Source organism: Gracilimonas sediminicola (assembly GCF_024320785.1).
Lineage (GTDB): Bacteria > Bacteroidota > Rhodothermia > Balneolales > Balneolaceae > Gracilimonas > Gracilimonas sediminicola.
The window spans coordinates 1,758,958-1,771,807 of record NZ_JANDBC010000001.1 but is presented as its reverse complement, the minus strand read 5'-3'; the positions used below and the strand labels follow the sequence as shown (position 1 = coordinate 1,771,807).

The following is a 12,850-nucleotide window of genomic DNA, read 5'->3' as shown; positions in this document are numbered from 1 at the left end:
CGAAGGAGCCAAAATCATTCATCACAAATCTGTGCCAATCAATAAATCAGCGTAATCTGTGATCTTATTTTTTCTTAACGGGAGTTCCTAAGTGAACACCTTCATTATAGGCTTCAGCTGCAGCTTCCATAACCGCCTCAGAGAGGGTTGGGTGTGGGTGAACTGCACTGATAATTTCGTGTCCGGTTGTTTCAAGGTCACGGGCTACAACGGCTTCGGCAATCATTTCCGTCACGCCGAATCCAATCATGTGGCAACCTAACCACTCGCCGTATTTGGCATCGAATACAACTTTTACAAAGCCTTCTTCATGGCCAAGAGCGGTCGCCTTACCGGATGCTGAAAGTGGGAATTTTCCGACTTTCACATCATAACCTTCATCTTTGGCCGCTTGTTCTGTCAACCCGACAGAAGCAATCTGTGGTTCGCAGTATGTACAACCCGGAATGTTATTGTAATTCACCGGGTGTGGGTTTTCGCCGGCCAGTTGTTCGGCAAGCACAACAGCTTCATGCGAGGCTTTGTGAGCCAGCCACGGAGCACCGATTACATCACCGATGGCGTAAATTCCATCCACATTGGTTTTGTAGGTTTTCTTGTCAACAACGATGGCACCTTTTTCGGTTTTAACACCGGCTTTATCCAATCCAAGATTTTCTACGTTTCCGGTTACACCTACCGCAGAAAGAACCACATCGGCTTCGATTTTCTCTTCGCCTTTCTTGGTTTTAACGGTTACTTCAACACCTTTACCTTTCTTCTTCACGTTTTCGACCGTGCTTCCGGTCATCACGTTCATGCCCTTCTTCTTGTAGATCTTGCCAAGTTCTTTACCAACGTCTTTGTCTTCAACAGGCACCAGTGTGTCCTGAAGCTCTACGATGGTTACTTCTGTTCCGATGGCATTGTAGAAGTACGCAAACTCAACTCCGATAGCACCGGCTCCGACAATCACCATTTTCTTAGGCTGCTTGTCGAGCTGCATGGCCTTTTCAGAATCGATGATCATGTCGCCATCAATTTCCAGGTTTGGAAGCTGACGAGGACGTGCTCCGGTAGCTACAATAAAGTGCTTCGCTTTGATACTTTCCTGCTCTTTGCCTTTGTCATCATTCACCGACAATTCAGACTTGGATTTGAAAACGCCCGTTCCCATGAATACTTCAATCTTATTAGCTTTCATCAGGAACTGAACGCCTTTGCTCATTTTGTTGGCAACACCACGGCTACGCTTCACTATACCGTCGAAGTCGGCAGAGTAGTCCTTCACGTTAATTCCGTAATCAGAGGCGTGCTCAATAGATTCATACACTTCAGCCGAACGAAGCAGGGCTTTGGTTGGAATACAACCGATATTCAAACAAACACCACCAAGATGTCTTTTTTCAACAATTGCCGTTTTAAAGCCAAGCTGAGAAGCACGAATTGCGGCTACATATCCGCCGGGGCCTGACCCGATTACACATACATCAAATTCTTTTGCCATGGTACTTTTTGATAATAGTTTTTGAAGTTAATCGCTTCATTTCAAACAAAACCGTGAAGCGGACTTTTTAAAGCCCTAAAAGGTAAGGGTTTTTGATTTGAACTTCGAATATTGAACAAGGAATGTTGAATTTTGGATAGATTTGAGCTCAGCACACATAAATTTCTTAACAACTCTACAATCTTTAATACTCAAAGCTGTCTGAATTTGTTATAATAGAGCTCAGAGAGGCGAAACGAACCGCAACTATTATGAAAAAGACCATCATCACATTCCTGTTATTCCTGCTAACAATTCCATTTACGGCATCAGCTGACCCTTCCGATCCGGATAAAATGAAAGCCAATATCGATGAACTTGCCGAATACTTTGAAAATAAAGGCTATGCATTTAATCAGCTTTTGGAAGACTCCCGCTTTAAACTGATTGAAGACATTACCGGGAAGTTTACACGAGCGGTCGAAATTAAAATTGAGAGTTTTGAGGATTACCAGGGCATTATTAAGTACGATGTTAAAAAGCAAAAGCTGGAAGACTTTCTTGTTAAATACGCCCCGGAATTAGACGCCGCCCAGGAAAAATACGGCATCCCCAAGCATGTGATTGCAGGGATTATCGGGATTGAATCTGAGTTTGGGAAGTATAAAGGAAGCTACAATCCATTTAATGCTTACGTTTCAATGTATGCGGAAGGCTATAGAAGTGAATGGTCAAAGGCTCAGCTGGAAGAGCTCCTTATCTTTGCTAAAAAGAATAAGCTCGACATACTATCGCTGGAATCCAGTTATGCCGGGGCTATGTCTTACGCCCAGTTTATTCCCTATTCACTGAATCGCTGGTGGGTGGGCTCTGATCTGTATTACATGCCTAATAATATTTTCTCTGTTGCCAATTACCTGTCTCACTTTTACGAAATTACGGGAAGCATGGAGAAGGCGGTTATGCGCTATAACCCAAGCACCATGTACACCAAGGTAGTACTCGAGCTTGCTGAAGAGGCGCGGAAGCTTGAGAGAACGAGGTAATGAATTCTTTTAAAATATAAAAGCCTTCAGCGCTCAAGCTGAAGGCTCTGGAAGGACAAACTTCTTGTTTAAACTTTTAGATTAAAACTCCCACTTCACCTGAAACAGAAAGTTGGTTCCCGCCTGTGGGTAGTAATAGTTGAAATGAGCCGGGGCCCCATCATAAATCCACCCGAAGGTATAGCCGTTAGTCACGTACTTGTGATTGAAGATGTTGTTCACCTGCAGCGTAGCGGTGATATCTTCCAATAGCGGTACATCACCGAATCCATAACTTAAGCGAACATCATTCACAAAGTATGGATCGATGGACCTGCTCTGCGTTTGAGTATTATCGAGGTACTGCCGGGACACATATTTCGATATGATTTCGGCTGTTAACCCCTTGTTTTGATAGCTAATGATTCCATTGGTAATAACAGAAGGCGAAAAAGCGATATCGGTATCTTCATACACCGTTTCCTGTTGCCCCTCGTAGCTGAAACTTGCGTCATAAAGATCAGTGTACTGAGTGTATTCAACAATCTTGTTTTGGCTGAACGTGGCATTCGCAGAAATGCTCAGGTTGTTCGTCAAGCTATAACCACCCTGCAATTCTATACCGGCACGATAGCTTTCAGGAACGTTTTCCCTCACGATTTCCCCCACATCATTGATCTGTCCGGTAGGCACTAATTGATCGCGGTAGAACATCCCATACACATTCACCCCGGTAAAAAAGCGGTTGAAATCGCCCCGATACCCAAGCTCTACATTGTAGAGTTTCTCAGGGTTGGGCCGGCTTTCAGGGGTTGAATCTACATACTCATCCCGTGTGGGCTCTTTGCTGCCAACGGCGAATGAAGCATACACCCGTTGGTCTTCCGGCAAGCTATACACAAAACCGAATTTCGGATTGAAGAACAACAGGTTGTCGGTTTGCTGAAGAGCAACCAGGCTATCGCGAACATTGCTGCCGGCACTGCGGACAAACCCGTTCCCAAGGAATTCATATTCCACTCCGCGCACCTGAAGATCAACATACGAATTCAGGTTTTCAGTGAGTTTGTACTGAAGTTTGGAGTACAGGTTATAATCATTTTTGATTCCGTCATTGTCGTAGTAGCGCTCTTCGATTTCACTGTCGCCTGCATATCGTGCCCAAATCACTTCGCCAAAGTGAGCTCCGTCGTAGTAGCTGTAGCCACCGCCAAAGGTAACATCCCAGGTTTCGGAGTGAGTGTATTGGGTAGAGAATATGGTGCCATAGAAATCATTGTCTAACCATCGTCGGCGGACGAGATCTGATTCCGTCGGGTCGCCGGAATCAAACGGCTCGATCCCGTAGTCTGAGAGATCTTCACCCCGTTCATATTCCTCAAAATATCCAAACCCTTTGGTGTAAAAGGCGGAGACATTGGCATTCCAGTTATCCTGAATCTGGTATGAATAGTGCAGTTGGTAATAGTTCTGCTGGTAGTTATCTACCTGGTTTTCGTACCGGAACTGATTGAATTGCCGGTTTCCAAGATTTTCTCTCCAGTGTTCCTGTTCGCCTGGATTGAAAACGAGGTTTGAAATATAGCGCTCCAGCTCCTGTTGATCCCCTTCAAGAATCGGCTCAGGCACACCATTCCATGCCTGGTAGGTACGCTCCCGCCCGGAAAAAACATCTGCACGTAACAAGCTGCGGTCTCCGTGGTGTGAAGCGGAAAGAAAATAAGAATCAAGGTCTGAGCTGGCACGGTCTATAAAACCATCGGAATCAATTTTGGACAAGCGGCCTTCAAATTGCCAGCCGTTTTCCATCAATCCGGAGCCTAATTTAACGTTGTATTTTTGGGTATTGAAGGAACCGAACCCGGTATTAACCTCCCCAAAAGGATCGGCTTGTGAAGAGCTGGTTTGCAAGTTCACCGTAGCTCCAAATGCACCGGCACCATTTGTAGATGTTCCCACTCCACGCTGAATTTGAATATTCTCTGTAGAGGAAGAAAGGTCCGGTAAATTCACCCAGAATACGCCATGAGACTCTGCATCATTCACCGGAATTCCGTTAATAGTTACATTGATCCGCGCCGGGTCAACACCACGAATTCGAATGCCCGTATAGCCAATTCCGGCACCGGCATCAGAGGTGGTGGTGACCGATGGGGCACTTTGCAGCAGGTAAGGCACATCTTGCCCGAGATTGCGCCTTTCAATCTCCTCCGCATCAATATTGGTGTAGGTAATGGGCGATGTTTCGTCTGCCCGGGTGGCACTTACAAAAACATCATCCCCGATATACGTTTCCGGATAGAGATAGATTTCGAGGTCTTTCTTGTCATCAGATACATCAACTTCTTCGTCTTTATACCCGAGATAGGTGATCAGTAAAGCTTCTTCTCCGTTTTCAGAAAGCCGGATTTCGAAAGAGCCGTCATCCTGAGTAACTACGCCCCGGGATGTGCCTTGCTGGCGTACAGCAGCTCCCTGAAGCGGTTCTTTGGATTGGGCATCAAGCACCTTCCCGGTAATGGTTTGCGCCTGAACTTCCTGAGAAAAGAGTAGTGGTATTGTTAACAGAAAAGCCGTTATCAACGACTTCTTAAAGAATAGATTAAACATAATCCTCCATTTGATACTTCTTTGATTAATGGAGGAGGTTAACTTGCGTAACTGTGCGGTAAACAGGTTTCCCTACGCCGGTATTATCCGGTTCAGGTATTAGGGTGTAATCTCAGCCCGCTATGCAAGCACCCCCAACCTTGGTTGTGAGCTTCAAAGATACGAGGGTTTTGAACATTCAACAAGGAACATTCAACATTGAGTGTGGAAAAACAGACCCTCCTATTCTGGATACACGATTTATCATTCTAAAAACCCGTTCCAAATGTTATCTTGGCTAAGCTTATTAATCCACATATTGATCCATCATCATGACCAAATATTTATCAATTTTACTGCTGGCTGTAGCGTTTGTTTCCTGTTCCTCTTCCGAAAAGGAGCGATCAACAACTCCCGAAATTTCTGATCAGGATGTTTTATCACATATCACCTTTTTGGCTGCCGATGAAATGCGGGGCCGGGAAGCAGGTACGGCGGAAGAAGCTGCAGCGGCTAATTATATCGCCGATTTATTCCGAAGCTATGGTCTTGATCCTGCCGGCGAGGAAGGAACCTATTTTCAGGAATTCACCATCAACACGGCGGTGTTGAATAATCCACATGCGAGTGAATCGGATACTTCAGGTGAAAAGAGGTTGAGCAAGAACGTTGCCGGATTATTACAGGGAACCGGAGATTCGGATGAAGTAATAATTGTGGGAGCACATTATGACCATTTGGGAATGGGAAGCTTTGGCTCGCTGAGCAGCAGTGAGGAGCCGCGCATACACAATGGAGCCGATGACAACGCCTCCGGAACCGCCGGCGTGTTAGAGCTGGCCGAATATTTTTCAGCTAATCGCCCGGAAACAGATCTTCTCTTCCTCGCTTTTTCCGGGGAAGAAATGGGCCTGCTGGGCTCTCAGTATTATGTGGAGAACCCGACCGTTGAACTGGAAAATGCTCTTGCTATGATCAATATGGATATGGTGGGACGAATGAGCAACGGCCGCCTGATGGTTTTCGGCGTAGCTACCACGGATAGCTGGGAATCAATTCTTACTGAAGCCAACACGGATTCACTTCAGTTAGACCTGGTTCCCGATGGAACCGGAGCCAGCGATCACACCAGTTTTTACTATCAGGATATTCCGGTTTTGCATTACTTCACAGATACCCATGCCGACTACCACCGACCTTCTGATGATACAGAATGGATTAATGCAGAAGGGCAGGAACAGCTTCTTACACATGTAAAGCGGGTAATTGAACGCCTGGATGAACTGGATAAAGAAGATATGGCATTTACCGAAGCCCCCGGCGAACAGCAACGAAACATGACGATGGACGGCCCCACCCTCGGAGTTCTGCCTGATTATGGCTATGACGGAGAGGGATTTAGAATTACAGGTGTGAGTGAAGGCCGTGCTGCCGATAATGCCGGCCTGCAGGGCGGTGATATTATCATAAATATCGGTGGTATGGATATTGCCGATATCTACAAATACATGGAAGCTTTGAATGAGCTCAAGGCCGGACAGCAAACAACCGTAACCGTTCTCCGCGATGGCGAAGAACTGAGCTTTGATTTGCAGCTGTAATTAATAGTCCACCACCAAAATACATGTAGAGACACAAAATCTTGTGTCTCTACATGTATTTTCTACCAGCTAAAGGCTGCTTTTCCACCAACAACCGGCAGTGTTAATGTGGTTGCATCCAAATCAACGGTCAATTCTGTGCCCGGATCAGGATGAATGGTGAATTCCTTATCGCTCCCGAAGATCATCAACCCGATCTGCTGGCCCGGACGTATAATCTGATCATCAGGCTGAAGCTCAAAAGTCAGCTCATAGAATTTACCGGGTTTAAGCGGCTCACTTTCGGTTAAGGATTCATGATTTTGTGGGTCAGCCCAGCCCCGAGTGATGATATTATCCGTAATTCGTCCATTTCTGCGTTCATTCCAAGGCAGAGAAACCAACCAAACCGAGAGGTTTGCCGCGGGCTTACTGCTGGCCAGTTTTATGTTGATAGTTGGCAATCCTGAAATGTGGAGAGAGTCTTTTAAAGGTGGCGTAACGTACAGCAACCGGTGATCCGTAATCTCAGCCCGTGCAAGGGATTCCCCATCAAAAGAAAAATTATCCACTAAGGTTTCTGTTCCCTGTTTTCCGGGCTTGTTCAGACTCAGGCTTCCTTTCTGCGGAGCTCCGCTGTTCAGGTATAAGGTAACCGGTTCGGAAGCCGGGTTAGGGTAGTCCGGGTAGAAGGTAGGATTTGCGGGATCGTCATATTCACGCACGATCCAGGCTCCGGTCTCATCACTGATTCCATTATCCACTCCAAACAAATAGTGTGTAAACCAGCGGTTCATCATTTCCACCGGTGGCGGTCCGCCATGGCCAAACTGATGATAGTAGATCTGAGTGTGAAGCCCCATTTCTTTAGCCTCCTCGTAAATTCGATAACTGTGTTCGGGCATCACGTTCCAGTCGTTAAAGCCATGGCTCATCAACATGGCAGCCTTCATGGCGGGCATGTCGTTGAGGTAATCACGGCCGGCCCAAAATTCGTTGTAATCTCCGGTCCGGCGATCCATGTTTTCTGCCATTTCCGTATCCCGGATTCGCAGATTATTTCGCTCCCGCAGCGATTCTCTCCCACTATGGATGAAATCATAAAGCACATCAATATCTTCACCTAAATAGCCCCCGGGACTGCGAACTAATCCATTGGAACGATAATAGTGATAGTATGATGTATTCGGAGCAACCGGGATGATGACTTCCAGACCATCTACACCGGTGGTTGCAGCTGCCAATGGAAGGGTCCCGTTGTATGAAGTTCCGGTCATTCCCACTTTGCCGGTCGACCAGCTGGCCATCACTTTTTCATTTCCATCCCTGGTGGTATATCCATTATCCTTGCCGGCCAGCCATTCAATAACGGCTTTAGGAGCAAGGGATTCATTGTCGCCACCAACGGTTGGAGCTCCATCCGAAAGTCCGGTTCCCGGAGAGGATGAGTGAACCACAATATACCCTCTTGGAACCCATGTTTTTATCTGTGAATTTGAAATAATGGGGCGTTCTCCCCGTCGAATAACTTCCGGGTGTGCCCGGCGACTTTTCCCTTCACCCACTTCATTAGATCCAAGCTCTCCCAACTCATGGCGCACATTCCAGAACAAACCATCAACCATACCAGCAGTTCCTGCATAATAGGGGCTGGTTTCATAAACAACAGGTAGTTTCAATCCATTTTCTGTTTGTTTTGGACGGGTTACATCCACATGCACGCGGTCCGGTTTTCCGTCCCGGTCTGAATCAAATTCGGTTTCAACCCAAAGATCTTCCCGAATCCAGTTTTCGGGATTTTCAAGTTCGGGAATTACCTGTGCCCGGCCATTTTCGATCACCGGAATTTGGACATCCTGCGCGATGAGCTGGCTGCCCGATAGAAAAATAAAGGCCAGGACAGTGAGGGTAAAAAAGTGTTTTTTAAGTGTATTCATAATTTTAAATCTGAGCTGATGTAATGAAGGAATGTAATGGAATATCTGTAAGTAATTGTCGAAAAATGTAGGCGGCTATTATTTATTCAGATCATAGCGTTGCCGGCCTTCCCTGACAATATCATTTAGTTCGCCTCTGGTAAAGTTGGTGTTTACACCTTCTACATCTAATGGAGACTTTTCCTCTTCAAGTTGCTTTACAACATAGGTTCTCCCATCTCTTCGCTTAATACGAATTTCACCATCTTTTTTTACCTCATCCAGAAGTTGGGCAAGGTTTTGCCGGGCTTGTGAGTAGGTATATACTTTCATGGCTAAACCTCTATTGTTTTTATCCCTTTATTTTTTGCGTGATTGAGGAGTGTTGTGTCTAAACTCAAAAGTGGGGAATTGTATTTAATACAACAATAAAGCATGTACGCATCGTATGCATAAATATTCAATTCTTTACTTAACGATATAGACTCCTTTAAGTCCAAACTCGTTTTTCTGATTGGAATAAGATGGTACTGACTCAAAACTTTTAGAGCTTCATCAAATACCAAACGATTTCTTTTAAACATTGAAGATATCGCATTGCCGATTTCGGCATCAATACTTATCGGTGCAATGAGATCCATTCCCTTGCTGTTCGAAAGGATTGAATTTCTTGAGGCTTCATTTAATAGAACAGCCAATACGGCTGATGTGTCAATTACAATATCCATGGCTGAATATAACAATTGTACAAGTGTAATTCTCTGCCAAAAAAAATCCCTCACGCGAACGAATTCACGTGAGGGATTAATGCAAGTAGTGAAGACCTTAGTCCTCGTTGTTTAGTTTACTTGTTCATTAGTTTTCGGAAATCATCTAAAGTACTGCGCACTGCTTTAGCTGATTCCTCTAAAAGGTCTTGTTCTTTTTTGTTTAAGTCAACCTCTATCACTTCTTTTACGCCACCGGTTCCCAGCTTCACAGGTACGCCGATGTACAGGTCATCAATTCCGTATTGTCCGTCGATGTGTGCACAAACCGGGAAAATTCGGTTTTGATCCAGAAGAATGGCTTCAACCATTTGGGCAGCAGCAGCTCCGGGAGCATACCAGGCTGAGGTTCCCATCAGGCCTACGATCTCTCCTCCGCCTTTCTTGGCGCGTTCTACGATCTCATTCAGCCGACCTTCATCAATGAAGTGTGTGATAGGCATTCCGGAAAGAGTGGTGAACCGTGGTAATGGCACCATCGTGTCTCCATGGCCACCCATCAACAGCGCCTGAATGTCTTTTGGAGATACATCCAGCTCGTCTGCAATAAAAGCGCGGTAGCGAGCAGTGTCCAGAATTCCTGCCATTCCCATTACTTTATCGTATGGAAGTCCGCTGGCTTCTTTGGCAACCTGTACCATTACATCCAATGGATTGGAAACCACAATAATGATGGTATCAGGAGAATGCTTGGCGAGCTCTTTAGAAACACCACTTACGATATTGGCATTAATTTCGAGCAGGTCGTCGCGGCTCATTCCCGGTCGGCGCGGTACACCGGCGGTGATCACACACACATCAGATCCGGCGGTATCGGCATAATCAACGGTGCCTTTTATGCGTGTATCGAAAAGGTGGACAGGCGCTGATTCCCACTGATCCAAACCACGGCCTTTGGATGGGTAAAAAGTTTTATCTCCGTCTTTTTTCTCAATATCTACGGCGACGATTTCTTTGCAAATGTCTCGTTGTGCGAGTACGTCAACTACGGTTGAGCCAACGTTACCTCCAGCTCCAACTACTGTTACTTTCATTATACTTGGTTTTTAGTGTTCAGTTTTCGATTAAAATAATATCCTAATGTGAACCTCTTATGTAGAAGATAAGAAATCAGAACTCAGGAGTCAGAATTGTATCTGACTCCTGAGTTCTGTGTTTTCAATTCTAACTTCTTCTTTTGTCCATTCCCCACATCAATTTATTGCGCAGGGTTTCAAAGTAATCCTGGCCCGGCAGGTGCACGAGATCAAAAGTTAAATCGGATTTCAAAATTTCCACTTCAAAAGGGAAGTTCTCAATTTCATGAACCTGACCGTCATACGAGAATTGTACCTCACTCTGCTGTTTTTCAATAACAACCCTCAGCGGTTTTGCTGAGTTTAATACCAGTGGCCGGGTTGTGAGTGTGTGGGGATTAATGGGAGTTACCAAAAAAACTTCCGTTCCGGGAGCCACTATCGGTCCACCAGACGCCAGGTTATAAGCCGTGGAACCGGTCGGGGAGGCTACAATCAATCCATCGGCCCAGTATGTGTTAATCAGGCTTCCATCATATTCTGCCGTCACATTTACCATGGAAATGGAGTCTTTCCGGGTAAATAAAAACTCATTCAGTGCGTGATATTGATTTCCATTCGTGTCGGTTGCCAACAAAAACGAGCGCTTGTCAAGGGTGTAATCGTTATTCAGCAGGCAGTCGAGTGCTCGTTCCAGGTCTTCAATCTGTGTGTTCGCCATGAAGCCAAGTCGACCGCTGTTAATCCCCAGAATGGGTTTATTGATATCTTTTGAAATGCGGGCCGTGTAAAGAATGGTTCCATCTCCACCCATCACCAAAACGATGTCGCAGGCTTTGATGGAATCAATATCAGAATTGGTTTTTTGGAGAACTTCCGTGTTGTTAAGTCCGGTTTCCGTACAAACTTCTTTGTTGACAAAAAGGGATATGTTCTTCCGTTCCGCCCATTTTATGGTTTCGGAAAGGACTTCCCTGACCTCGTACTTCTGCGGGTTTGCAACAATTCCAAGCTTCATTCACTTCCCCCTGTTTTATTGACCGATACCAGGCTAATGTTCCACGGCTCATGGGTAATACTGATTCCGGAAATCGCCGGGCTGCTTAAAATATAAACCGGGGATTTCCAGCTAAGGAATTTTTCAGTTTCGGGATAGGGCCGGGTGGTTAGACTGATGTCGTCATAAAGAGCAAAGGAAGCATTCATCGAAAAGGAGAAATCCATGCTTGTTGCCCGGGTCGCAAGCCTATCCAGGAAAAACACTTCAAACGGATGCACGGTTTGAGTGATCACCAACTGCCGGCTCGAATCAGGCTCTGCTCCATCTGCTGATCCTACCATATTGGTGGTAACGGTTCCCATGACAGAAAGTGGCAACAGATTTTCAAGATCAGCATTTGAGATTAACTCATTCACAGAAGCACGTTGGCCGGAATTCTGATTGTAAAAGAACGAATAGTCAGAATGGGTGGATGTTTGGTTGAGTTGAAATGTTTTGGTAAAACTATCCAGAAGTGTACCTGTGGAGTCTGTAACAGACATCAACGTGGAACTTCCAACCTCAATGAGTGCATCTAAATTTTTCCTGGCGAGTTCCTGGTACAAATCCTTTTCCTCTAATCCCGAAACAATATCCAGCCGGTTTATTTTTGGAGTGAACCCTCTGTACGCCTTATTCTGCGTTAATAAATGAGCATTCCCTTCCTTTTTAATAAAGGCGAATCGTCCGGTTCCTGCTGCTTTCTGTATAAGCCCATTCCCAGCCGGTACACTTTCTTTGGCATAGATGGAAGCCATGGGGTGTGCAAGCCTTTCAAGAAAATCGGAGGAAGGTTTGTTCAGAAAGAAAACGACGGTTGAGTCATTTCGAATTTTCAGCCCTTCAATGGTATTAAAGGCTCTTTTATCGGGATTTTTAACCAGGGTCTGCTCACTGTGGTAAGCCACAAATCCTCTGATATCACCAAAGTGATTCGCGGTGAAATCAGGTACATCATTATCCGCCATACGCTCAAATGCATAGCGCACGTCACTTGCCACGAATCTTCGGCCGGAACCATTTTCGAAGGCGGGAGAATCATGAAAATACACATCGGTTCTCAGGTGGAAAGTGAACTGAGTAGAATCGGTATTTACCTCCCATCTTTTGGCCAGCGCGGGTGAAGGATTGCCGGAGCTGTTCAAGCCGGTGAGTCCTTCGTATATAAGATTCATTACCCGCCACTCGCTGTTTGAGGATGCAAAAAGAGGGTCAAGGGACTCGATGGCAGCAATTTCACCAAACCGAATATGAACAAAATCGTCCTGGGCGGGATCAATTTCGGTATAAACGGAATCTGCCGGGGCATTCAGCAGTTCAGAAGTGTCTGACTTAACGGTAACCGTTTCAAGTTCCTTGCCACAGGAAATAAAAACAAATACTGAAATTATAAGGAGGACAAGTTTTTTCATTGAGTTGTGTCTGTCTGTTTTAGTAAAACAAAATATGAACG

10 protein-coding genes and 1 riboswitch are annotated in these 12,850 nt (G+C 45.5%); of the genes, 2 read left to right on the top strand and 8 right to left on the bottom strand.

The window, feature by feature from the left end:
- Nucleotides 1-64 precede the first annotated feature (64 nt).
- Nucleotides 65-1,486: a dihydrolipoyl dehydrogenase gene (gene lpdA, locus NM125_RS08030; protein WP_255134389.1), complete on the bottom strand. Its 1,422-nt coding sequence runs from the start codon at nucleotides 1,484-1,486 to the stop codon at nucleotides 65-67.
- Nucleotides 1,487-1,737: 251 nt separating this feature from the next.
- Between lpdA and NM125_RS08025 the strand changes: the two genes are divergently transcribed.
- Nucleotides 1,738-2,511, top strand: coding sequence for a lytic murein transglycosylase (locus tag NM125_RS08025; protein WP_255134388.1), 774 nt, complete (start codon nucleotides 1,738-1,740; stop codon nucleotides 2,509-2,511).
- Nucleotides 2,512-2,592: 81 nt separating this feature from the next.
- On the opposite strand, the gene NM125_RS08020 is transcribed toward NM125_RS08025, so the two are convergent.
- Entirely contained in the window at nucleotides 2,593-5,100 is a 2,508-nt protein-coding gene (locus NM125_RS08020) for a TonB-dependent receptor (protein ID WP_255134387.1), read from the bottom strand.
- A gap of 52 nt (nucleotides 5,101-5,152) precedes the next feature.
- A riboswitch (TPP riboswitch) is annotated at nucleotides 5,153-5,246 on the bottom strand.
- Nucleotides 5,247-5,411: 165 nt separating this feature from the next.
- On the opposite strand from NM125_RS08020, the gene NM125_RS08015 reads away from it, so the two are divergent.
- On the top strand, nucleotides 5,412-6,680 hold the full coding sequence (locus NM125_RS08015) for a M28 family peptidase (RefSeq protein ID WP_255134386.1): 1,269 nt from the start codon (nucleotides 5,412-5,414) through the stop codon (nucleotides 6,678-6,680).
- 62 nt (nucleotides 6,681-6,742) lie between these two features.
- On the opposite strand, the gene NM125_RS08010 is transcribed toward NM125_RS08015, so the two are convergent.
- The 6 genes from NM125_RS08010 to NM125_RS07985 all read right to left on the bottom strand — a co-directional run bounded on the left by NM125_RS08010 (nucleotide 6,743) and on the right by NM125_RS07985 (nucleotide 12,809).
- Nucleotides 6,743-8,596 (bottom strand): Xaa-Pro dipeptidyl-peptidase, encoded by a 1,854-nt coding sequence (locus tag NM125_RS08010; RefSeq protein WP_255134385.1) that lies wholly within the window; start codon nucleotides 8,594-8,596, stop codon nucleotides 6,743-6,745.
- Nucleotides 8,597-8,674: 78 nt separating this feature from the next.
- Nucleotides 8,675-8,908 (bottom strand): type II toxin-antitoxin system Phd/YefM family antitoxin, encoded by a 234-nt coding sequence (locus NM125_RS08005; RefSeq protein ID WP_255134384.1) that lies wholly within the window; start codon nucleotides 8,906-8,908, stop codon nucleotides 8,675-8,677.
- 2 nt (nucleotides 8,909-8,910) lie between these two features.
- A complete protein-coding gene (locus tag NM125_RS08000) occupies nucleotides 8,911-9,303 on the bottom strand; it encodes a type II toxin-antitoxin system VapC family toxin (RefSeq protein ID WP_255134383.1) in 393 nt (130 codons plus the stop codon).
- 116 nt (nucleotides 9,304-9,419) lie between these two features.
- Nucleotides 9,420-10,376 (bottom strand): malate dehydrogenase, encoded by a 957-nt coding sequence (gene mdh / locus NM125_RS07995; protein WP_255134382.1) that lies wholly within the window; start codon nucleotides 10,374-10,376, stop codon nucleotides 9,420-9,422.
- A gap of 130 nt (nucleotides 10,377-10,506) precedes the next feature.
- Entirely contained in the window at nucleotides 10,507-11,376 is an 870-nt protein-coding gene (locus NM125_RS07990) for an NAD(+)/NADH kinase (protein WP_255134381.1), read from the bottom strand.
- Nucleotides 11,373-12,809, bottom strand: coding sequence for an ABC transporter substrate-binding protein (locus NM125_RS07985; protein ID WP_255134380.1), 1,437 nt, complete (start codon nucleotides 12,807-12,809; stop codon nucleotides 11,373-11,375). Before NM125_RS07985 ends, NM125_RS07990 begins: the two co-directional genes overlap by 4 nt.
- Nucleotides 12,810-12,850 lie beyond the last annotated feature (41 nt).

Bases quoted from the DNA above. Each gene is read 5' to 3' on its own strand.
- NM125_RS08015 (WP_255134386.1), top strand. From the start codon at position 5,412: ATGACCAAATATTTATCAATTTTACTGCTGGCTGTAGCGTTTGTTTCC.
- NM125_RS08010 (WP_255134385.1), bottom strand. From the start codon at position 8,596: ATGAATACACTTAAAAAACACTTTTTTACCCTCACTGTCCTGGCCTTT.
- NM125_RS07985 (WP_255134380.1), bottom strand. From the start codon at position 12,809: ATGAAAAAACTTGTCCTCCTTATAATTTCAGTATTTGTTTTTATTTCC.
- mdh (WP_255134382.1), bottom strand. From the start codon at position 10,376: ATGAAAGTAACAGTAGTTGGAGCTGGAGGTAACGTTGGCTCAACCGTA.
- NM125_RS07990 (WP_255134381.1), bottom strand. From the start codon at position 11,376: ATGAAGCTTGGAATTGTTGCAAACCCGCAGAAGTACGAGGTCAGGGAA.
- NM125_RS08005 (WP_255134384.1), bottom strand. From the start codon at position 8,908: ATGAAAGTATATACCTACTCACAAGCCCGGCAAAACCTTGCCCAACTT.
- lpdA (WP_255134389.1), bottom strand. From the start codon at position 1,486: ATGGCAAAAGAATTTGATGTATGTGTAATCGGGTCAGGCCCCGGCGGA.
- NM125_RS08025 (WP_255134388.1), top strand. From the start codon at position 1,738: ATGAAAAAGACCATCATCACATTCCTGTTATTCCTGCTAACAATTCCA.
- NM125_RS08000 (WP_255134383.1), bottom strand. From the start codon at position 9,303: ATGGATATTGTAATTGACACATCAGCCGTATTGGCTGTTCTATTAAAT.
- NM125_RS08020 (WP_255134387.1), bottom strand. From the start codon at position 5,100: ATGTTTAATCTATTCTTTAAGAAGTCGTTGATAACGGCTTTTCTGTTA.